Genomic DNA, 23,018 nt, shown 5'->3' on the forward strand with positions numbered 1-23,018 from the left:
TCTAGCGCTGATGGTACTTGGTGGGAAACTGCCTGGGAGAGTAGGACGTAGCCACGTAATTTTTTTTATTTTTTGTTAAAAAAAACAAAAAAATTATGTATTTCTTTTTTCATTTTGGGAAAACTAAACACAGGAATTATGGATTAACATAAAAATTTAATTCTTAAGGAGTGATATAAATGAAAAAAGTTGCTTTAGTTTTAGCTATAATCGGTGCACTTAACTGGGGAGCAATTGGTATCCTAGGAACAGATTTAATAGGTAGCATTTTCGGTGGAACATATGAAATGATAAGTAGAATAATATACTTTGTTGTGGGTCTAGCTGGATTGTATTTAATACCAAGTTTAATGTCTGATGACAGGGAATAATTTAATTTTTACTTTTTTATATTAGACACCTCATTCTAAATATTTAGAATGAGGTGTTTTATTTTATAAAAAGATTAATTTGTATCTTTTTTAATGGTAAAATAGATAGGAATCAAAGTTTTCAAATAAGTAGTAATAATAGGGAAAAAGGAGTAATCTATGTTTATAATTAATGAACTAAGTGAGATTGTAAATAAAGAAGTAATATCTTTTCATATGCCTGGACATAAAAAAGGAAAAATATATGAGAAATTAGGATATGTAAATGTATTAGAAAATTTGTATAAAATGGATACGACTGAAATAATAGGGACAGATAATCTACATTCCCCAGAAGGAATTATAAAAGCCTCTCAAGAAAATACTGCAAAGGTATTTAAAAGTGATTATACATATTATTTAGTAAATGGAAGCAGTTGTGGAATACAATCTGCAATAATGTCAGTATGTAATCCTAAGAGTAAAATAATTGTAAATAGAGACTGTCACCAATCTGTTATAAATGGATGTATTTTGGGTGATGTAGATATAAAATATATTCCTTGCGAAATAAGCAAAGATACCAATATTTTAAAAGGTGTGAATGTAATAAATGTAATTGATATAATAGATAAAAACTTAGATGCAAAAGCAATATTGCTTACATATCCTACATACTATGGAATGACATATGATTTAGAATATATCTGTAATTATGCACATAGCAAAAATATGGTAGTAATAGTAGATGAAGCACATGGTGCACATTTAGGACTTAGTGAGAAACTTCCTAAAACAGCTCTTGAGCAAGGTGCAGATGTAGTTATACAAAGTACTCATAAAACACTTCCATCTTTTACTCAATCATCAATGATACATGTAAAGGAAGATAGAGTTGACTTAAATAAAATTTCAAACATGTTAAGAATTACTGAGTCTTCAAGTCCTTCCTATTTATTATTATCTTCACTGGAATTAGCAGTAGATATATATGAAAATAAAGGGAAAAAATTAATGGAAGAGCTTTTAAATAATATCTACATTTTCAAAAATAATGTTAATGAAAATTTTGAAATATATAGTACAAATGATAAAACAAAAATATTTATATCTGCTAAAAATATAGGATTAACAGGATATGAATTAGAAAATATCTTAAGAAAAAAATATAATATACAGGTAGAGTTATCTAATTATTATGGTGTTCTATTAATCTGTACAATAGGAAATAGTACTCAAGATTTCATTAGTTTAGAAACGGCATTAAATGATATTGTAGTAAAAGAATTTAAATCTACAAAACTAGATAATATAAAATATCCTGTTGATATTCCACAGAAAATATTAACACCTAGAGAAGCATTTTATAAAACTAAAAAAAGTGTTAAAATATATGACAGCATAGGTAAAATATGTGGTGAATCTATAGTACCATATCCACCAGGGATAAATATAATATCTCCTGGCGAAATAATAAGTAAAGAAATAATAGATTATTTAAAGTTTTGTAGTTCTAAAGGTATGGTTATAAGTGGACTTAAAGATATAACTTTAAATTTTATAGAAATAATAGATTTAGAACATATATAAAAAGTAGGATTACTATAAAGAATCTATAGAATATTTATATATAAATTCATTTAAGTAATATACTAAAATAGGTAAAATGTTTAGATGGAGGATATTAAAATGAGAGGTAAGTTAATAATTATAGAGAGTGGTTCAGATGCGAGTGGAAAGGCAACTCAAACAAAAAAATTATATGAAAGACTAAAAAAAGAAGGCTATATGATTAAGAAGGTAGAATATCCAAATTATGAGTCTCAATCATCTGCTTTGGTAAAAATGTATTTGAGAGGGGATTTCGGTAAAAATGCTTCAGATGTAGACCCATATATAGCATCAACTTTTTTTACAGCAGATAGATATGCATCATTTAAAACCGATTGGGAGGAATTTTATAATAAAGGTGGAATAATTATCGCTGATAGATATACAACCTCTAATATGGTGCACCAAGCTTCTAAAATGGACATTGGTGATAGAGAGAAATATCTTAACTGGTTGGCTGATTATGAATTTAATTTATTTAAAATACCTCAACCTGATTGTGTTGTATTTTTAGATGTTCCTATTGAGTTTAGTGAAAAACTTATGGAGAATAGAAAAAACAAAATTACAGGAGAAAAAGAGAAAGATATTCATGAAAGTGATATAGAGTATTTAGAGAAATCTTATAATAATGCTCTATATATAGCTGATAAGTATGATTGGAAGAAAATAAATTGTGTTTCAGATAATAAATTAAGAAGTATTGAAAGTATACATAATGAAGTTTATGAAATAGTTCTTGATTCAATAAAATCTATGGAGAGATAAATATGTATTTTGAAAATATTATAGGACAAGATTTTGCAAAAAAGTATTTAATAAATTCTATAAATAAAAATAAACTTAATAATGCGTATATGTTTGAAGGAATAGATGGAATAGGAAAAAAGAAATTTGCTGATGAGCTATCAAAATTGTTACTTGACTATGTAAATCTAGAAAATAGTCCAGACTATGTACTTATAAATCCAGATGGAAATAGTATAAAAATAGCTCAAATTAGAAACTTACAATCAGATATAGTAGTACGACCTCATAAGGACTATAAAATATATATAATAAATAATGCTGAAAAGATGACTGTAGAAGCTCAAAATGCCCTTTTAAAGACATTAGAGGAGCCTCCAAGTTATGCTATAATAATTTTAGTCACAAATAATAAAGAATCACTATTAGAAACGATAAAATCTAGATGTGACATAATAAAGTTTTCGCCTATACCAATAGCAGATTTAAAAACCTATTTAATAAATAAAGGCATAGAAGAAGAAAGGGCTCAAATATTGGCTACTTTTTCAAGAGGGAGTATTGAAAATGCTTTAGATTTATCTCAGTCGGCTGAGTTTTCAGTAATGAGGGACGATATACAACAATATATCCAAATAATGCTAGATAAAAATATAGTAGAGATTCTAAATATACCAAATAACATGGAGAAATATAGAAATCAGATTATAAGTTTATTGGATATTATGATAAACTATTTTAGAGACATTATCTTATTAAAAGAGAATGTAAATAGAGATATGTTAATAAATATAGATAAACTAGTTTTTATCCAAAATATGAGTGGAAAAATTAGTTATTCTCAATTATCCAAAATTATTGATATAATAGAAGGTACAAAGACTAAAATTAAAAGTAATTGTAATTTCAATATAAGCATACAAGTTATGTCTTTAAATATATACGAGGTGATTAAATGATAAAAATAGTAGGAATTAGGTTTAAAAGTGCGGGGAAAATATATTATTTTGACCCTGTTGATTTTAATATAGAGCAAGATATGGATGTAGTTGTAGAAACTGCAAGAGGTTTAGAGTATGGTAAAGTAGTGGTTGGGCCAAAAGAAATGGACGAGAGCGAATTAGTTTCTCCTTTAAAGCCAATTATAAGAATAGCTACAGAAGAAGATAAGAAAATATATTTAGAAAATAAGGAAAAAGCAAAAGAGACTTTTGAATTATGCCAACAAAAGATAAAAGAACATGAGTTAACAATGTTTTTAATAGATTGCGAATATACATTTGATAGAAATAAATTGATTTTTTACTTTACAGCAGAAGGTAGAATAGATTTTAGAGAATTAGTAAAAGATTTAGCGGCTATATTTAAGACTAGAATAGAACTTAGACAAATCGGTGTTAGAGATGAGGCAAAGTCTATAGGAGGTCTAGGACCTTGTGGTAGAAAGCTTTGCTGTTCTTCTTGGTTAGGTGATTTTCAACCAGTTTCAATAAAAATGGCAAAAGACCAAAGCTTATCTTTAAATCCAACAAAGATATCTGGTATATGTGGAAGACTATTCTGTTGCTTAAAATATGAACATGATGTATATAGTGAAGCAATAGAAAAAATGCCTGTTGTAGGTGCATTAGTGCAATCAGATGATGGAAAAGGAAAAGTTGTAGAGGTGAATCCTCTGTTAGAACAAATCAAAGTGGAGTTCCAAGATAAAACAGTAAAAATATATACGAGAGAAGATATAAAAATACTTAAAGAGCCTAAAAAATGTGAGGGCTGTGGAGGTAAATGCAAGGGTAATGATGGATTAGATGAAGCTACACTAAAGGAGTTAAAGAAATTAGAAGATTAAATTTAAGGTAGGACTTCTCCTACCTTTTTTAAAGCAATTAATGCTTAGAGCTACTAATATTTGAGGAGAGTTATATATGGATATACAATTAAAAGATTCAGAGAGAATCGACGATTTACAATTAAAAGGTCTTAAAATTATACAAGATACTAATGGGTTTTGTTTTGGTATAGACGCTGTTTTATTAGCTAATTTTGCAAAAGTAAAAAAAGATGCTAAAGTTGTTGATTTAGGCACTGGTACAGGAATTATACCAGTTCTAATTGCAGGCAAAAGTGAAGCTAAAAAAATTATTGGTGTAGAAATACAAGATGATGTATATGAAATGGCAACTCGTTCTATAAAATTAAACAATTTGGAAGAAAGAGTTGAGATTATAAATGGAGATATAAAGTCAATAGACAAGGTTTTGGAAGTTAATGGCTATCATGTAGTTACATCAAATCCTCCATATATGCATATTGATGGTATAAAAAATCCAAATGATAAAAAAGCAATATCAAGACATGAAGTAAAGTGTAATCTAGAGGATGTAATAAAGACTGCATCCAGATTAGTTATGCCTAGAGGTAAATTTTTCATGATACATAGACCAACAAGATTGGTTGATATAATAACTTTAGGGAGAAAATACAGATTAGAACCAAAAGTTATTCAGTTTGTTCATCCAAGACCTAAAAAAGCGCCTAATTTAGTTTTGGTTCAATTTGTAAAAGATGGCAGACCAGAGCTTAAGATATTAGACCCACTATATGTCTATGGAGAAGATGGTAATTATACAGAAGAATTAAAATCAATATATAATAATGAAGATATAGGAGAGTTATAGATGAGTGGAAAATTGTACATATGTCCAACACCAATAGGAAATCTAGAGGATATAACGTATAGGACTTTAAGAATATTAAAAGAAGTAGATTTAATTGCAGCAGAAGATACAAGACACAGTATAAAGCTTTTAAATCATTTTGAAATCTCAAAACCTTTGACTAGTTATCATGAGCACAATAAAGATTCAAAAGGCGATTATTTAATCAATAAATTAATTGATGGAGAAAACATAGCTTTGATAAGTGATGCAGGTATGCCTGGTATATCTGACCCAGGAGAAGAAATAATAAGACAGGCTATACAAAATAATATAGGAATAGAAGTGTTACCAGGAGCAACAGCATTTGTAACAGCTTTGGTTGGTTCTGGTATGGATACACATAAATTTGTTTTTGAAGGTTTTTTGGATAGGGATAAAAAAGTTAGAAGAGAGCAACTAGAAGAAATAAAAGAGGAGAGCAGAACTATAATTTTTTATGAATCACCACATAGATTGAAGGATACACTAAAAGATATGCTTAAAGTTCTTGGAAATAGAAAAATTTCTGTAAATAGAGAGCTCACAAAAAAATATCAAGAGATAATAAGAGAAGATATAGAAACTGTCATAAAAATATTTGAGGAAAAGGAAGTAAGAGGAGAGTTTGTATTAATAGTAGAAGGTTTTTATGGTGAAAAATCAGAAAAAAGAGATTATGATGGTCTTACAGATAGAGAATATGTTTTAAAGTTAATTGAAAGTGGTATGAACAAAAAAGATGCAATAAAAATAGTTTGTAAAGATAGAAAATTAAAAAAGGATGTTGTTTATAAACAAGTTCTGGATTTATAAAACCTGAATCTGAGGTGATTTTATGAAAATAGGAAAAATTATAATAGAGAGTTTAAAAAGGAAAGATACACATAAAACGTTTATAGAGTTGGATAAAAAGAATGAACTAGAAAAAGTAATCCCTAAAGTAAAAGCAATGAAATCTGTAGGAGAATGTAAATATCATGTTGTTAACTGCTTTGAACATTCTATAAATGCATTAAAAGAATTAGAAGTAGTGCTAAATGACAAAGAATTTTTTCCAAATCATTTGAGAGAGCATGTGTCAAATTATTTGAATTTATATATTGAGGATGAAATAAATAAGTCACAAGCACTAAAGTTAGGAATATTTTTACATGATATAGGAAAGCCAGATAGTTTAACTTTAGATGAAACAGGTAGAGTTCATTTTACAAATCATGAAAAAATAGGTGCACAAATAGTAAATAATATGGGTACAAATTTAGAATTATCAACACAGACATATAAACTTATAAGTAAATATGTAAGATATCATATGATACTTTTATCTTTATATAAGAAAAATGATTTGAGTAAAAAAGAGTTAGCTAATGTATTTAATTTAGTAGACGAAGACACTATAGGTATAATATTACTTGGATATGCAGATATAGTATCTACTATAAAACTATTAGACAAGAACGAAGAAGTAGGAGTATTAAAGACCTATATGGAATATATTCTAACAAATTACTTATATAAGAGTAATTATACAAATGCATAAAGTTATTTAATATAATTTAAGGTTTAGACAGTTAATTTAAATTTAAAATATACAAACTTCAAAAACCTAAAAGAAGTTGTCTTTAATAAAAGACAACTTTTTTTACATCAAAACTTAAAATTTTATTAGAAATATCTAGTGGTGTATTAGCGAATAAGCCATTGATGTTCAATTTATCTTACAATATTGATTTTGCTTGTATCGGTGTTGATAATATAACAGAGGTCTTGGTAGAACCTATTTTCTTTATAGTATCAATCACGTTTTCTAATTCATACATATCTTTTACAATAACTTTTAAAAGTAAGCAATCATCACCTGTTATGTGGTGACATTCTACAATTCTAGGGTCATTTCCAGCAGACTCAATGAATTCTGTATATCCATTACTTGGAAGAGATATGTGAATAAACGCTTTTATAACTCTACCTAATGAATCTGGATTAACAATTGCTTTATATCCTTCTATAACACCAGATTCTTCTAATCTCTTGACTCTTTCTGAAACTGCAGGAGAAGTTAAACCAACTATTTTTCCTAAGTCCTTCATAGAAATTCTCCCATCATCCTGTAAAATTTCTATGATTCTGTAATCTGTAACATCCATAAATAAACAGTCCCCCTTAAATAAAAATAATTAATGCCTATAAAACTTTTTTAGAATCTATCATTTTTGTTTTTAAATACCAAAGATCTCTAGATAAATCAACCTTGTAAATGTGTGGATTCGAAAGTCTTTTGTATTGTTCCCAGATAGTACTTAATTCATATTGTACATGATTTCTTATTTCAAGAACAGCTTTTTTATTATATTTACATACACCTTTCATGTACAATGGCTTAAGAAGTTCTTTAACTTTGTAATTTGTAAAGACCTTTGTTTTCCAAGTATAAGTAGGATGGAAGATTTCTAAAGGTTTAGATTCATCTATAATTTCATCATGTAACATAATTAAATCTGCTTCTGCTTTATTGTCTTCGTTATATATTCTTATAACTTTCTTGTAACCAGGATTATTTATTTTTTCTGGATTCTCAGAAATTTTTATCTTAGGTTCAAGAGTACCTTCTTTACAAGATGCAGCTAATTTGTAAACGCCTCCAAGAGAAGGTGAATCGAAAGAAGTAATAAGCTTTGTACCTACTCCCCATGAATTTATAGTAGCTCCTTCTGCCTTAAGTGATGCTATAGTATATTCATCAAGGTCATTAGATGCAGTTATACTAATATCTGAAAAACCAGCACTATCTAGTTGTTTCTTTGCTTCTTTAGATAGATAAGCTAAGTCTCCAGAATCTAGTCTTATACCCATAGGTTTGTATCCTTTTTCAGAAATATTTTTGAAGACTTTTATTGCATTAGGTACACCACTATTTAATACATCATAAGTATCCACAAGTAGTAGGCATTTATCTGGATAAACATCAGCATATGCTTGGAATGCTTCAAGCTCAGTATCAAATTTTTGTACCCAACTATGAGCGTGAGTACCAATTATAGGAACATCAAACATCTTTCCAGCTAATACGTTTGCAGTTCCAGAACAGCCACCAATTACAGCAGCTCTAGCACCGTATATGCCCGCATCTGGACCTTGTGCACGACGTAATCCAAATTCAAGTACAGTGTCTCCTTGAGCTGCAAAGCAAACTCTAGATGCTTTCGTAGCAATAAGAGATTGAAAATTAACTATTGTCAACAATGCTGTTTCAATAAGTTGAGCTTGATACAGGGGTGCTTTAACAGTAATCAATGGCTCATTAGGAAACATTATAGTCCCTTCTTCAACAGCATAAATATCTCCTGTAAACTTAAACTCTTTCAAAAACTTTAAAAACTTATCAGAAAATAAATTTAAGCTTTTTAAGTACTCCAAATCTTCATCTGAAAAATGAAGGTTATCTATGTATTCAACAACCTGATCAATACCACAAACTATAGTATACCCTCCATCACAAGCGTTTTTTCTAAAAAACATATCGAATACAACAATGTCTTCGTGAATATTTTTTTCAAAATAGCCATTTAACATAGTAAGCTGATATAAATCAGTAAGAAGTGTTAGATTTCTCATTATTTCTCTCCTTAATTATTATTAAATATTAAAAATTATAAAAACTCCCACACTTATACTAAAACATAATATAGTACAACTTTCAAGTATAAAGTATTACCTAACTATCATAAAATTATTTAAAGAGGAGGTTGATTATAATAGGAAAAATATGGTTTTACATGGTATCAATAGGAATAATAGGAAGTTTGATTTCTAAAAATATGGGAGAATTAAATAAAGTTATATTGAGTGAAACATCAAAAGGTATAGAATTTGCAATAAGTCTAGCTGGCATTATGGCACTCTGGATGGGTATAATGAATATTGCAAAAGAGTCGGGCTTGATTGAAAAAATAGGTCAGAAATTAAATCCTATAATGAGAAGATTGTTTCCTTCTATTCCAAAAGGTCACAAAGCAATGTCTTATATAGTTATGAATATTGCCTTGAACATGTTGGGTGCTGGGAATGGTGCAACAGCATTTGGTTTAAAAGCAATGAGTGAGCTTCAGACCCTAAACAACAAAAAAGATACAGCTACTAATGATATGATTATGTTTATGGTAATAAACATATCATCTATACAGATAATTCCATTTACTATAATTAAATTAAGAATGGATATGGGAGCTCAAAACCCAAGTGAAATAATTTTTACAACTTTATTTGCAACCATAATATCTACAGCAATAGCAATAATAACATGTAAACTTTTTCAAAGAAGATATAGATAAAGGGGATGTAGATGTATGGAAGTATTTTCAAACTTACTTATACCAGTAATAATTTTGTACATAGTAGTTTATGGTAAATATAAAAAAATAGATGTATATGATAGTTTTGTAAAAGGAGCAATTGATGGTTTAAAGGCTGCATGGGATATTTTACCTTATATAATAGGTATATTTTTAGCAATAGGAATATTTAAAACTGGCAAAGGTCTTGATATGTTAGAATGGCTATTTACACCAATAGCAAATATGATGAGTATACCAAAAGAATTAATAGGTTTAATAAGTGTAAAACCTTTATCTGGAAGTGGTGCTTTGGGAATGTATAGCGAACTTGCAAATAGAGTTGGAATAGGCAGTTTAGTAGAAAAAATGGGAGCTACAATTGTAGGTTCTTCTGAGACTATTTTTTATACAATGGCAATCTATTATGGGAGTTTAAAGATAAAAAATACTAGACATACATTATCATGCGCTATGATTAGTCATGTTGCAGGAGTTATAGCAGCAGTTTTTATTTGCTATGTAATATTTGTATAATTTGTTGACAATGTGGGAAAAATTTTATAATATAGTGATTATATAGAAATAAATTGTAATATGAATTATAAGCTATGAAAAGAAGAGTAGATAAGGATTTTTTCTATCAGAGAGCTAGGTTAGGTGAAAGCTAGTGTAAAAAGATTTATTGAAGATGGTCTTGGAGCTTTTTATCTGAGCATATATGCTAGGGTAAAACGGTTGGGCACGTTATAGTCTGTTAAGATATCTATAAAGTTAATTTCTACATTTCATGTGAAACATAATCGTTATAGATGAATTAGGGTGGTACCGTGAATAATCTCGCCCCTATGATAAATCATAGGAGGCGATTTTTTATTATTTTAAATGAAATATTTATATGACTACGAACGATAAAAAATTAGGAGGTAAATAATATGAGCAAACCGAGTTTTTATGTAACAACACCAATATACTATCCAAGTGGAGGATTACACATAGGTCATACTTACTCAACAGTAGCTGCAGATACAATAGCTAGATTTAAACGTTTCTGTGGATATGATGTAAAGTTTTTGACAGGAACAGATGAACATGGTGAAAAGATACAAAAGAAAGCGATAGAACAAGGAATGTCAGAAATAGAATACCTTGACGGAATGATAAAAGATATAAAGGCATTATGGAATACTATGGATATATCTTATGACGATTTTATAAGAACAACAGAAAAAAGACATACAGATATAATACAAAAAATATTTACTAAATTATATGAACAAGGTGATATATACAAAGGGGAATATGAAGGTAGATACTGTACTCCTTGTGAGAGTTTTTGGACAGAATCACAGTTATTAGAAGGAAACAAATGTCCTGATTGTGGAAGAGAAACATACTTAGTAAAAGAAGAATCTTATTTCTTTAGACTATCTAAATATGAAGATAGATTAAAAGAGTTATTTAAAGACGATAGTTTCTGTTTCCCAGCTGCTAGAAAAAATGAAATGGTGGCAAATTTCTTAGATAAAGGGCTAGAAGATTTAAGTGTAACAAGAACAACTTTTGACTGGGGAATAAAAGTTCCTTTTGATGAAAAGCATGTAATTTATGTATGGGTGGATGCTCTATGTAACTATATAACAGCATTAGGATATATGACAGATAATGATGAAGAATTTAAAAAATATTGGCCTGCAAATGTTCAAATAGTAGGTAAAGAAATAGTGAGATTCCATACAATAATATGGCCAGCACTTTTAATGGCTTTAGGTTTAGAAGTTCCAAAACAAGTATTTGGTCATGGATGGATATTGTTTGCTGATGATAAAATGAGTAAATCAAAAGGTAATGTTGTTTATCCAGAGCCTATAATAGAAAGATATGGAATAGATACTCTTAAATACTTCTTATTAAGAGAGTTTGCATTTGGTCAAGATGGAAGTTATACTCATAGAAATTTTGTAACAAGAATAAATTATGACTTAGCAAATGATTTAGGAAACTTAGTAAGTAGAACTGTAGCAATGGTTGAAAAATACAACGGTGGTATAATACCAACAGTAAAAACTTCAACTGATTTTGATGCTGATTTAAAAGAGCAAGCTGTATCAACTAGAGAAAATTTTGAGGCTGAAATGGATAAAATGCAATTCCATGAAGCATTAGAGAGTGTATGGAAACTAGTTAGAAGAACTAATAAATATATAGATGAGACTATGCCTTGGGTTCTTGCTAAAGATGAAACTAAAAAAGATGAATTAGATACAGTTTTATATAATTTATGTGAATCTATAAGAATAATTGCAACACTAATAAATCCTATAATGAATGAAACTGCTAATAAAATATATGCACATATAGGAATAAAAGGTCAAGATGATATAACTACATGGGAAAGCACAAAGACATTTGGTCTTATTGGAGAAAATGTAAAAGTGTTTAAAGGTGAATCTTTATTCCCAAGATTAGATGTAGAAAAAGAAATAGAAGAATTAACTAAAATGTTTTCTGGGAAACCTCCAGTAGAAGAAAAAACTTTAGAGCATAAAGAAGAAATTACTATTGATGATTTGGATAAAATAGAGCTTAGAGTAGGAAAAATAATAAGCTGTGAAAAGCATCCAAAAGCAAATAAATTATTAGTATCACAAGTTAAAATTGGACCAGAAACAAGACAAATAGTATCTGGAATAGCTGAATACTATAAACCAGAAGATTTAGTTGGTAAAGAGGTTACAGTGGTATGTAACTTAAAACCAGTTAAGTTAAGAGGTGTAGAATCTCAAGGTATGATATTAGCAGCAGGAGATGATGGTGACCCTTATGTTCTACCATTTACACAAGGTGCTAAGGATGGATGCGAGGTTCGCTAATAGGCAATTAAATAGTAAGGAGATAAAAAATGTTATTTGACTCACATGCACATTTAAATGATGAAAGTTTTGATGAAGATAGAGATGAACTTATTAGTTCATTAAAAGAAAAAGGTGTAGAGTTGGTTGTAAATCCAGGAGCAGATATAGAAACGTCTATAACAGCAATTGAACTATCAAAAAAATATGACTTTATATATTCAGCAGTTGGAGTACATCCACATGATGTATCAAAACTAGATGATACAGCAATAGACACTCTAAGAAGACTTGCAACTGAAAATGAAAAGGTTGTGGCTATAGGAGAGATTGGGTTAGATTATTATTATGATTATTCTCCAAGAGAAGAGCAAAAAGAGTGGTTTAAGAAACAAATTGAGCTAGCTAATGAGTTAAAGCTTCCAATAATAATACATGATAGAGATGCACATGGGGATACTTTTGAGATAATAAAAAACACTAAGAGTCCTGAAATAGGTTGTGTGCTTCATTGTTATAGTGGTAATGTGGAATTAGCTAGAGAGTATGTTAAAATGGGATGTTATATATCAATTCCAGGAACAGTTACTTTTAAAAACAATAAAAAAACTAGAGAAGTTGTAAGAGAGATACCTCTAGAAAGACTGTTTATAGAAACGGATTCACCATATATGTCACCAGAACCACATAGAGGAAAGAGAAATAATCCTTCTCAAGTAGCTTTTGTTGCAGATAAGATATCTCAAGAAAAAGGAATATCTTATGAGGAAGTGTGTAAAGTTACTAAAGAGAATGCGAAGAAGTTTTTTAATATAAAATAGGTAAATTAAAAATAAAATTTACAATTATTACAATTATATAAAAATAATAGTTATAAATATAGAGAAAGTATACCATTCAATTTGAGTGGTATGCTTTTTTTATTTGTAATATTATAATTTTTTAGTAGTCTTACAATATATTTCTTAACATTGTTAAAAAAGAATTTACAAGATATTCATTAGAATTAACTCAAACGTAATATCTATTTAACTTAGATTGTATATTATATTCTTAGAAATAAGTAAATAGAGGAAAGATTAAGGAGGCAAAATCTTGCATACAGTTGATAGTACTAAGATATTGATAAATATGAACTATGAGAAATTGGAGCAAATATATTTAATGATAAAAAATACATCAAGCATTTCTATAATTAAAGGCCCTAGCTTAGCTACAGTGATGGTAAGAGCTAACGAAAGTGTAAAAAATACTACATTTAATTTAGGAGAAATATTAGTTACAGAGTGTAGTGTTAAGGTAGATGAAAGCTTAGGTTATGGTATAGTTGCAGAAAATAATGAAAAAAAAGCTATTTGTCTGGCAACTATAGATGCAGTTTTACATAGCAATAATAATAAATTTGATGAATTAAAGAATTACATAAATAAAAGTATCTATGAAGAAAGCTTAAGATATGAGCAAGAACTTATTAATGAATTTAGTTTAATTAATAAAACAAAAGTCCAATTCAATACTATGGATTAAGTAGGAGGAGAATCATGGTAAGTTACATGCAAGAAATATATAGAAAGTTGCTAGATAGTGCTTCATTTCCTGGGAAATTAAATAACATCAATAATATAACTATAGAAAATAATACAAAATTATCAAATGGAGCAATTGGTATAGCAATTACTTTATTAGACCAAGAAGTTACCTTCTATATAGAAAACTGTACTAAAGAAGATATAAAAAATATAAGAGCACTGACAATGTCAAGCCAAGTAAATTACAATAAATCAGACTACATGTTTTTAGATATTAATTCAGAATTAGATATACTACAAATTAAAATAGGTTCTTTTGAATATCCTGATGAAAGTACAACTATAATACATCAAGTAAACGAACTATCAACAGATTATAAAGATAAATTCATAAGACTTTATTTAAGTGGTTCTGGTATAAAATCTAAAAAGAATTTATATATAGATGGAATTAAACAAGAATTCTTAGAAAAATTACTTATGATAAATAAAGACTATCCTACAGGGGCAGATTTGATTTTAATAGATACCAAAGGAGAAGTTGCATTTATACCAAGGTCATCAAAATTAAGTTGGGAGGTATTATAATAATGGCTTATGTGGCAGTTAAAGGTGGAGAAGAAGCTATATTACAGGCTAGAAATATACTTGAATTTTATAGAATAAAAGGAGAAAGCCTACCAATAGATGTAAAACAAATTAAAGAGCAAATGTCTTATGCTGTGGATAAAGTGATTTCTGAGGGAAGTCTATACAACAAGGAATTATCTGCATTAGCTATAAAACAGGCTCAAGGTGATATATTAGAAGCATCCTTCTATATAAGAGCATTAAGGTCAACAATGCCTAGAGTAACTTATTCAGAACCTATAAATACAGAACAAATGAGAATAGGTAGAAGAATCTCAGCTACATTTAAAGATATACCAGGAGGGCAGTATCTTGGAGCAACTAGAGATTATGAAAATAGAATACTAAATATAGAGTTGATTAAAGAAGATGAAGAAAAAAATAGAGATTTTAAAGCTAACTATATAAATGACTTAGAACGAGTGAATGAAATACCTAAATTCACAAAGGTATCTAATATATTTAGAAACGAGAATTTGTTGGAAGAGGATACTTATGAAGATAAATTAGAAGAAGAAGTAATAGATGATATTACAAGAAATAGTCTAAGATTTCCAGTTTCTAGGTCAGCAAAATTGCAGGCACTTACTAGAGGTGAAAGTGGAGCAGTATCAGGGTTTGCTTATTCTATTGTAAGAGGTTTTGGTGATGAGCATCCATATATAAGTGAGCTTAGAACAGGAGATGTATATATAAAAATAAAACATCCTATTTATGAAGATGAGCAAATAACAATAGGAGAAATGTTGGTTACTGAGTGTGAAATAGTATCAAAAGCATCACAAAATAAGTCTGAAAATTCTAAAAATAAATCGGCAGATATAAATAAAATGTCTTTAGGATATGGTCTTTGTATGGGAAATAATGAAAATAAGGCTATATCTATGGCTATACTAGATAAATCTTTGGAACCAAATAGTGAAAAATTAGCCCAAGATGAAGAATTTGTATTACTTCATATAGATGGTATAGATTCATTAGGGTTTATATCTCACTTTAAGCTTCCTCACTATGTAGATTTTAAAGCAGATATAGAAAGAATAAAATAGGATATGGAGGGAAATTAAGTGATATATAACTATGGTTTTTTAGATGAAAATACAAAAAAAGAAATCCGAAGAAAAATACTAAAAGCAGTATCAATACCTGGTTATCAAGTACCTTTTGGTTCAAGAGAATTACCTATTGCCAAAGGATGGGGGACTGGAGGACTACAATTAACACTATCATTGCTTGGTGAAAGTGATGTAGTAAAAGTGATTGACCAGGGTAGTGACGATTCTACAAATGCTTGTAATATAAGAAATTTTATTTCAAGTGTAAGTAATGTAGAAACTACAAAAGATACATTAAAAGCTACATTGATTCAAACAAGACATAGAATACCAGAAGAAAAATTAAAGTCTAATCAAATAATGATATTCCAAGTGCCAATACCAGAGACACTTAGAATAGTAGAACCTAGTGAAGTAGAGACAAGGAGGATGCATTCAGAAGAAGATTATAGCAGGATGTGGGTATATCTGTATGAAGATATAGTTAAATTTGATGATATATCAATAGCAGCAGAGTATCCATGTAAAGTAAATGATAGATATTTAATGAATCCATCACCAATACCAAGATTTGATATAAAGAAATTAAATATGTCAGATAACTTATTTTTATTTGGTGCAGGTAGAGAAAAGAGAATATACGCCATACCTCCATACACAAAGGTAGAACCCTTAGAATTTGATGACTATAAATTTGAAGAGGAAAAATTTGAAGGAAAACATTGTAGTTTATGTAAAAGTTCAAACACATTTTTAGATGAAGTATATGACAGTGATACTAATGAAAAGTACTATAGTTGTTCTGATACAAGTTATTGTGAAAAAGTTAGGTTAAGAAATGATGGCGTAGATGTGGCAATTGGAGGTGCTTGGAATGAGTAGTGCAAAACTAGGAGAAGACAAAAAAATAGAAAATATAGATAAACGAGTATTAATAGGAAAACATATCAATCTTATTTATGGAGAGGGATGTGAAAAGTGTTTTGAGAGTACAGGATATGAAAGTAATAATATATGTAAATATTGTGGTTCTATAGTTGCATGTAATAATGTAAATCTTGAACTTTATGAAGGAGAAGTTCTTGGTATTGTTGGAGAATCTGGCTCAGGAAAAAGTACATTGTTAAAGATTTTGTTTTTTCAAGAAAATGCAAATAGTGGAGAAGTGTACATATCAAATTATAACGAGTTCGAAAATATATTAGAACTCTCAGACCAAAAAAAGAGGTACATAAAGAATCATTTTATGGGTATTGTATATCAAAATCCCCATCTTGGTTTAAATTTGAATTTTAGTAGTGGTGGAAATATAGCAGAGAAATTATTAATGGCAAATATATATAATGTTGAGAAAATAAGAGATAGAGCTAAAGAACTTCTAGTAAAGACTAATATACCTGTAGAGAGAATAGACCATAAACCAAAATATTTTAGTGGAGGAATGCAACAAAGAGTTCAGATAGCAAAAGCACTTTCTAATAATCCTCCAATACTTTTATTAGATGAAGTTACAACAGGACTGGATGTTTCTGTACAAGCTGAGGTATTAGATTTAATAAGGGAAATACAAAGAGAACTTAAAATTTCTATGATAGTAGTATCTCATGACTTTGATGTTATAAAAATGCTTGCTGATAGGACAATTGTGATGAAAAATGGAAGTGTAATTGAATCTGGTTTAACAGACCAGATAATGGAAGACCCACAGCATCCATATACTCAGCAACTTATAAATTCACTACTATAAATAATATTTGTAATAAGTAAAATGGGGGTTTTAAATAAAATGGAAGAAATTATACTTGAAGTAAATAATTTTAGCAAAGATTTTGAATTACATGCATTAAACAAAACTATAAAAGCGTGTAGTGAAATAAATTTTACAATTTCTAAAGGTGAATTTTTAGGAATAATAGGAAAATCTGGAGCGGGAAAGTCTACTATATTAAAAAGTATTTATAAAACCTATATCCCAGCGACTGGAGAAATAATATTCAACTCAGAAATATATGGAAAGATAGATTTATCTACAATTGGCGATAGAGAAATGATAAATCTTAGAAAAAAGGAAATAGGATATGTATCACAGTTTTTAAAAACACTTCCACGAATAACTGCTATTGAGCTAGTAGTACATTCTCTAATTGAGAGTGGATTTGAAAAAGATTGTGCATATGATATGGCGAAAGATATACTGACTCAGTTTGAAATAAAGGAAAACTTGTGGGATTCCTATCCGAATAATTTTTCTGGTGGAGAAAAGTTAAGGTTAAATCTAGCACAAGCTATGGTAAAAAAACCTAGACTTTTATTGCTTGATGAACCAACTGCATCACTTGATAATCAATCTAAAATATACGTAAAAGAAAAAATGTTGGAACTTAAAAATCAAGGAACTACAATGATAGGGATATTTCATGATATAGAATTTATGGAGACAGTTATAGATAAAACCTTTACTATGACAAAAGGCACTATAAGTGAAAGCGGGGTAGCTTAGATGGTAAAATTAATTCATAATGCAAATATTGTATTGGAAGATAAAATATTAGAAAATGGCCATTTAATTATAGAAGGAGATACAATAAAGAAAGTCTCAAATGATAAGATTGACTACTTACTAGATTTCAACGAGATAGATGAAATAATAGATGCAAAAAATTTATATGTTATACCTGGTATCATAGATATTCATAGTGATGCTATTGAAAAGGAAATAGAGCCAAGACCAAGTACATTATTACCATTTAATATGGCATTTTATGAGCTAGATAAAAAACTACCTGCAAATGGAATAACAACAGTTTATCATTCTATATCTCTAGGTGATGGAGTAGGAGTTAGAAGTATTGATAATTCTTTAAAAATGATTGAAAATATCGATTCGTACAAAAATATAAATAGTAAGAGTATAAATCATAAAGTTCATCTAAGGTATGAAGTGTTGTACCATGAAGGCTTAGATAAGGTATCAGAGTTATTAGACAAAGATAAAATAGACTATTTATCTATAATGGACCATTCTCCAGGACAAGGTCAATATACAAATCCGAAGTTCTATAGAGAATATGCTACTAAAGTATGGGGAGTAACAGAAAATTATGTAGATACATGGTTAGATGAATTAGTAGATTTACATGATAATTTAGATTGGAATAAAATAGCTAGTGTCATAGGAAGGGCAAAAACTAAAAATATAAATGTTGCATCACATGATGATGATACATTAGAAAAAATGGATTTTATAAAAAATATAGGAGTTAATGTATCTGAATTTCCTATAACTCTTGAAGTTGCAAAATATTCAAAGAAACTGGGTGTTTTAACTTGTCTAGGTGCCCCAAATATTGTAAGAGGGAAATCTCATAATAACAACTTAAAGGCAATGGATGCTATATTGGAAGATTGTTGTGATATTGTTTGTTCAGACTATCTTCCATCAGCAATGATAAAGTCCATGTGCATAGTTGCACAAGGAACTAACAGTCTAAATAAAGCAGTTAACCTATTTACTTCAAATCCAGCTAAAGCAGTTGGTATATATGATGAAAGAGGTAGCATAAAAGAAAATAAAAAAGCAGATTTAGTTTTATTGGATATTGATAGTGAGTATCCAAGAGTTGTAAATACTATTGTAAATGGAAAAACAGTTTATAAAAGGGAGGTATAAAGATTGTTAACAGATTTACATTGTCATACAAGCATATCAGATAACAACTTCACTACAGAAGAAATAATTAAGATAGCATTAGAAAAGAATATAAGTGTTTTAGCAATAACAAATCATGATACATTGTCTGGGCTAGATGAAGCTATCGTATTGGGAGAAAATTATGGAATAACTATAATACCAGGTATAGAAATATCAGCATACGATTATAAAAACAGAAAAAGAGTTCATATCTTGGGCTATAATATAGATTTAAATAGTCAAGAAATAAAAAATTTATGTAATCCAATGGTTTGCGATAGGCATAAAGCATCTGTTAAGATGGTAAATAAAATTATAGATTTAGGATATAAAATATCTCTAGAAGATGTAAAGAAATATTCATCAAAGACTGGAATATTTAAACAACATATAATGAAAGCACTTATAGATAAAGGGTACACAGATAAAATATATTCAAGTTTATATAAAGAGTTGTTTCATAGAGGAAATGGTAAGGCGTATGTATCTTTAAAATATGTAGATTATAAAGATGCAATAAGAGCTATAAAAAGCTCTGGTGGAATTTGTGTACTAGCTCATCCTGGCCAAATGGACAATTTTAATGCTATTGAAGATATGGTGAATGTTGGATTAGATGGGATAGAAGTGTATCATCCATCTCACAATAAAGATTTAGAAAAAGAGTCACTTTCTTATGCTAAGAAATACAACTTAGTTGTTACAGGAGGCTCAGATTATCATGGGCTTTACTCTCAGCATGAGTGTGACCTAGGAAGTAAAAGCTTAAATAGAGAAGATTTATTTAAGTTTAGGTTAGCCTTAGGAGGGGTTTTATAAATGTCTTTTTTACAAGTTAAAGATGTAAGTAAAAGTTATGGACAAGCTAAAGTGCTAAAAGATATATATATTGATATTGAAAAAGGAGAGTTTATTTGTTTATTGGGACCAAGTGGTTGTGGGAAAAGTACATTGCTTAGAATAATTGCAGGTCTTGAAGACAAACATGATGGAAAAATAATAATGAATGATAAGGATATGACGAACTTACCACCTGAAAGTAGAAATTTTGGTATAGTTTTTCAGTCATATGCACTATTTCCAAACATGACTGTTTACAAAAACATAGCTTTTGGCTTAGAAAATAAAAATATAAATAAATCTAATATTGATAAGAAAATTAAAGAAGTTTTAGAAGTTGTCGAACTAAATGGATATGAGAAAAAGTATCCATCGCAATTATCAGGAGGACAGCAACAGAGAGTCGCGCTAGCTCGTGCAATTGCTTTAGAGCCAGATTTTTTACTTCTTGATGAACCATTATCTGCATTGGATGCAAAAGTAAGGTTGAAACTTAGGGAACAGATTAGAAGTTTACATAGAAAGCTTGGAATTACCACTATAATGGTAACTCATGACCAAGAAGAGGCACTTTGCCTAGCAGATAAAATGGTTGTTATGAATAGTGGAGAAATAATACAGGTTGGGACTCCAAAAGAAGTATATAAAAATCCAGAGACACCTTTTGTAGCTGACTTTATAGGAACAATAAACTTTATAGATGATGGTATTAATAAGATAGCTATCAGACCAGAAGATATAAAGGTAGAATTTAATAGAGATTCTAAAGACAATGACATTAAAGTTGGAGAGATTTTAGATATTGAATTTAGAGGATTTAACTATAGAATTACAGTTGAATATTGTTCTAAGAAAATAAAATTAGACATAGTTTCAAAAGTTGCAGAACAAATGAAACTGTGTATAGGGTCTAAAATAAATTTCAAAATTCCCAAAGAGGGAATTGTAGAATATAAATCAGAGGGATGTGCTTAAATAGCTAGGGGTGAATAAATGATAACAACAAAAAACAAAAGAAGGATAAGTGATAGCACAATACAAAAATGTTTTCTGATTTTTTCGCTAATTGTACTAATAGTATTTATTTTGTTTCCTTTAGTATCATTATTAAAAAATGCATTTTTAGATACAAGTGGAAACTTCATAGGTATTTCAAATTTTAGTAAATATGCTGAAAATCCAAGTCTTATAGCATCATTTAAAAATTCAATTTTTGTATCCACAGTTTCATCTTTAATATCGCTGTGTTTAGCATTTATCTATTCATATGCAATAACGAGAACAAATATAAAATTTAAGAATTTTTTCAAAACTATGGGAATGTTTCCTCTTTTTGCACCAACTATGTTATATGGTATTTCACTTATATACCTTTTTGGAAATAAAGGAATATTTACAACAATGGGATTTGAGATACCGTTATATGGACCATTAGGAATAATTGTCTCTCAAATACTGTTTACATTCCCACAAGCTTTTTTAATACTATCTGTTGCGCTTTCTATGGCAGATTATAGACTTTATGAAGCCGCAGATAGCTTAGGGGCTAGTGATTTTAAAAAGTTTTTTAAAATTACAATTCCAGGCATAAAGTACTCACTAGTAAGTTCTTTCTTTGTATCCTTTATACTTGCATTTACAGACTTTGGAGCAGCAAAGGTAGTTGGAGGAAACTATAATGTATTAGCTACGGATATATATAAGCAAGTAGTAGGGCAGTTTAATATACCAATGGGGGCAACTGTTTCTATGGTAATGTTAATTCCTGTACTAATAGCTTTTACATTAGACAAGGTGGCAAGTAAAAAACAAGGAATGACTATAACAGCAAAATCTATGCCTTATAAAATTAAAGAAAATAAATTTAGAGATAGAGTATTTTTAATAGCGTGTAGTTTTATAACTTTACTAATCTTCATTTTGATATTCGTTTCAGTTATAGGTTCAGTTATAAAATTATGGCCATATAACCTAAGTTTTACGATGGAACATTATACATTTAAAGGTATTTTAGGAAGCGGATTAAAAACTTATTTAAGCAGTTTAAAAATATCAACACTAACAGCTATATTTGGAACTATATTTGTGTTTTTTAGTGCATACATGATAGAAAAAGTGGATAAATTTCCACGATTAAGACAAACAGCTTACTTCTTATCTATGATACCAATGGCATTACCAGGTCTAGTACTAGGAATATCATATATAACTTTTTTTAACTCAGCAAGTAATCCACTAAATTTCCTATATGGTGGTACAGTCATACTTGTCATAGTAAACATAGTACATTTTTATTCTGTTTGTTTTATAACTTCAAACTCATCACTAAAAATGTTGGATAGAGAGTATGAATTAGTCGCAAAATCTATAAATATTCCATTTTATAAAGTGTTTTTTAACATCACAGTACCAATGTCTATAACATCAATACTTGAGATAGTGGTATATTATTTTGTAAATTCAATGGTTACTGTTTCAGCATTAATATTTTTGTATACCCCTCAGACTCAGACTGCATCAATTTCCATATTGAAGTTAGATGAGATAGGATATATAGGGCCATCAGCAGCTATGGCAGTATTAGTACTTTTAACAAATATAATAGTAAGACTTTGCTATGAATTCGTAACAAAAAAATTAAAAAACCATACACAAAAATGGCAACAAAAAGATGTTGCATAGG

General features: G+C 29.0%; 24 protein-coding genes and 1 other annotated feature. Of the genes, 22 read left to right on the forward strand and 2 right to left on the reverse strand.

Annotated elements, in window-relative coordinates:
- Window positions 1–179: 179 nt before the first annotated feature.
- The 8 genes from KGF41_RS16420 (at window position 180) to KGF41_RS16455 (ending at window position 6,947) form a co-directional block, all read left to right on the forward strand.
- Window positions 180–371, forward strand: a complete 192-nt coding sequence (locus tag KGF41_RS16420; RefSeq protein ID WP_227436395.1) for a DUF378 domain-containing protein — start codon at window positions 180–182, stop codon at window positions 369–371.
- 159 nt (window positions 372–530) lie between these two features.
- Window positions 531–1,940 (forward strand): aminotransferase class I/II-fold pyridoxal phosphate-dependent enzyme, encoded by a 1,410-nt coding sequence (locus KGF41_RS16425; RefSeq protein WP_227829141.1) that lies wholly within the window; start codon window positions 531–533, stop codon window positions 1,938–1,940.
- A 99-nt stretch (window positions 1,941–2,039) separates the two neighbouring features.
- On the forward strand, window positions 2,040–2,729 hold the full coding sequence (locus tag KGF41_RS16430) for a dTMP kinase (protein WP_227829140.1): 690 nt from the start codon (window positions 2,040–2,042) through the stop codon (window positions 2,727–2,729).
- Window positions 2,730–2,731: 2 nt separating this feature from the next.
- Window positions 2,732–3,667, forward strand: coding sequence for an ATP-binding protein (locus KGF41_RS16435; RefSeq protein WP_227436388.1), 936 nt, complete (start codon window positions 2,732–2,734; stop codon window positions 3,665–3,667).
- A complete protein-coding gene (locus tag KGF41_RS16440; RefSeq protein ID WP_227436386.1) occupies window positions 3,664–4,557 on the forward strand; it encodes a stage 0 sporulation family protein in 894 nt (297 codons plus the stop codon). The genes KGF41_RS16435 and KGF41_RS16440 overlap by 4 nt, the downstream gene beginning before the upstream one ends.
- 76 nt (window positions 4,558–4,633) lie before the next feature.
- Window positions 4,634–5,386 (forward strand): tRNA1(Val) (adenine(37)-N6)-methyltransferase, encoded by a 753-nt coding sequence (locus KGF41_RS16445; protein WP_227829139.1) that lies wholly within the window; start codon window positions 4,634–4,636, stop codon window positions 5,384–5,386.
- Window positions 5,387–6,220, forward strand: a complete 834-nt coding sequence (gene rsmI / locus KGF41_RS16450) for a 16S rRNA (cytidine(1402)-2'-O)-methyltransferase (protein WP_227829138.1) — start codon at window positions 5,387–5,389, stop codon at window positions 6,218–6,220.
- 22 nt (window positions 6,221–6,242) lie between these two features.
- Window positions 6,243–6,947, forward strand: a complete 705-nt coding sequence (locus KGF41_RS16455; RefSeq protein ID WP_227856987.1) for an HDIG domain-containing metalloprotein — start codon at window positions 6,243–6,245, stop codon at window positions 6,945–6,947.
- A gap of 178 nt (window positions 6,948–7,125) precedes the next feature.
- Here the strand turns inward: KGF41_RS16455 and KGF41_RS16460 are convergent, their stop codons facing one another.
- Entirely contained in the window at window positions 7,126–7,554 is a 429-nt protein-coding gene (locus tag KGF41_RS16460; RefSeq protein ID WP_227829136.1) for an Lrp/AsnC family transcriptional regulator, read from the reverse strand.
- 37 nt (window positions 7,555–7,591) lie between these two features.
- Window positions 7,592–9,022 (reverse strand): nicotinate phosphoribosyltransferase, encoded by a 1,431-nt coding sequence (locus KGF41_RS16465; RefSeq protein ID WP_227829135.1) that lies wholly within the window; start codon window positions 9,020–9,022, stop codon window positions 7,592–7,594.
- Window positions 9,023–9,153: 131 nt separating this feature from the next.
- Between KGF41_RS16465 and KGF41_RS16470 the strand changes: the two genes are divergently transcribed.
- The 14 genes from KGF41_RS16470 (at window position 9,154) to KGF41_RS16535 (ending at window position 23,017) form a co-directional block, all read left to right on the forward strand.
- Window positions 9,154–9,738 carry a nucleoside recognition domain-containing protein gene (locus tag KGF41_RS16470; RefSeq protein WP_227829134.1) on the forward strand — a complete coding sequence of 195 codons (585 nt, stop codon included), beginning with the start codon at window positions 9,154–9,156 and terminating at the stop codon, window positions 9,736–9,738.
- 15 nt (window positions 9,739–9,753) lie between these two features.
- Window positions 9,754–10,275, forward strand: coding sequence for a nucleoside recognition domain-containing protein (locus tag KGF41_RS16475; protein ID WP_227829133.1), 522 nt, complete (start codon window positions 9,754–9,756; stop codon window positions 10,273–10,275).
- 65 nt (window positions 10,276–10,340) lie between these two features.
- Window positions 10,341–10,589 (forward strand) — a binding site (T-box leader).
- Window positions 10,590–10,673: 84 nt separating this feature from the next.
- On the forward strand, window positions 10,674–12,611 hold the full coding sequence (metG, locus tag KGF41_RS16480; RefSeq protein WP_227829132.1) for a methionine--tRNA ligase: 1,938 nt from the start codon (window positions 10,674–10,676) through the stop codon (window positions 12,609–12,611).
- A 29-nt stretch (window positions 12,612–12,640) separates the two neighbouring features.
- Window positions 12,641–13,411, forward strand: a complete 771-nt coding sequence (locus KGF41_RS16485) for a TatD family hydrolase (protein ID WP_227829131.1) — start codon at window positions 12,641–12,643, stop codon at window positions 13,409–13,411.
- 274 nt (window positions 13,412–13,685) lie between these two features.
- Entirely contained in the window at window positions 13,686–14,117 is a 432-nt protein-coding gene (phnG, locus tag KGF41_RS16490) for a phosphonate C-P lyase system protein PhnG (protein WP_227829130.1), read from the forward strand.
- 14 nt (window positions 14,118–14,131) lie between these two features.
- The gene (phnH, locus tag KGF41_RS16495; protein WP_227829129.1) at window positions 14,132–14,707 is read left to right on the forward strand and encodes a phosphonate C-P lyase system protein PhnH; all 576 of its coding nucleotides are present in this window, start codon (window positions 14,132–14,134) and stop codon (window positions 14,705–14,707) included.
- Window positions 14,708–14,709: 2 nt separating this feature from the next.
- The gene (locus tag KGF41_RS16500) at window positions 14,710–15,798 is read left to right on the forward strand and encodes a carbon-phosphorus lyase complex subunit PhnI (RefSeq protein WP_227856988.1); all 1,089 of its coding nucleotides are present in this window, start codon (window positions 14,710–14,712) and stop codon (window positions 15,796–15,798) included.
- Window positions 15,799–15,816: 18 nt separating this feature from the next.
- Window positions 15,817–16,686 (forward strand): alpha-D-ribose 1-methylphosphonate 5-phosphate C-P-lyase PhnJ, encoded by an 870-nt coding sequence (locus KGF41_RS16505; RefSeq protein ID WP_227829127.1) that lies wholly within the window; start codon window positions 15,817–15,819, stop codon window positions 16,684–16,686.
- Complete coding sequence (locus KGF41_RS16510) at window positions 16,679–17,551, forward strand: ATP-binding cassette domain-containing protein (RefSeq protein ID WP_227829126.1); 873 nt, start codon at window positions 16,679–16,681, stop codon at window positions 17,549–17,551. The genes KGF41_RS16505 and KGF41_RS16510 overlap by 8 nt, the downstream gene beginning before the upstream one ends.
- A gap of 39 nt (window positions 17,552–17,590) precedes the next feature.
- Window positions 17,591–18,304 carry a phosphonate C-P lyase system protein PhnL gene (locus tag KGF41_RS16515; RefSeq protein ID WP_227829125.1) on the forward strand — a complete coding sequence of 238 codons (714 nt, stop codon included), beginning with the start codon at window positions 17,591–17,593 and terminating at the stop codon, window positions 18,302–18,304.
- The gene (locus KGF41_RS16520) at window positions 18,305–19,474 is read left to right on the forward strand and encodes an alpha-D-ribose 1-methylphosphonate 5-triphosphate diphosphatase (RefSeq protein ID WP_227829124.1); all 1,170 of its coding nucleotides are present in this window, start codon (window positions 18,305–18,307) and stop codon (window positions 19,472–19,474) included.
- A 3-nt stretch (window positions 19,475–19,477) separates the two neighbouring features.
- Window positions 19,478–20,314 carry a PHP domain-containing protein gene (locus tag KGF41_RS16525; RefSeq protein ID WP_227850632.1) on the forward strand — a complete coding sequence of 279 codons (837 nt, stop codon included), beginning with the start codon at window positions 19,478–19,480 and terminating at the stop codon, window positions 20,312–20,314.
- Entirely contained in the window at window positions 20,315–21,310 is a 996-nt protein-coding gene (locus KGF41_RS16530) for an ABC transporter ATP-binding protein (protein ID WP_227850631.1), read from the forward strand.
- Window positions 21,311–21,328: 18 nt separating this feature from the next.
- Window positions 21,329–23,017: a putative 2-aminoethylphosphonate ABC transporter permease subunit gene (locus KGF41_RS16535; protein ID WP_227856989.1), complete on the forward strand. Its 1,689-nt coding sequence runs from the start codon at window positions 21,329–21,331 to the stop codon at window positions 23,015–23,017.
- Window position 23,018 lies beyond the last annotated feature (1 nt).

Source organism: Clostridioides sp. ZZV14-6150 (assembly GCF_020657875.1).
Classification (GTDB): Bacteria; Bacillota; Clostridia; order Peptostreptococcales; family Peptostreptococcaceae; genus Clostridioides.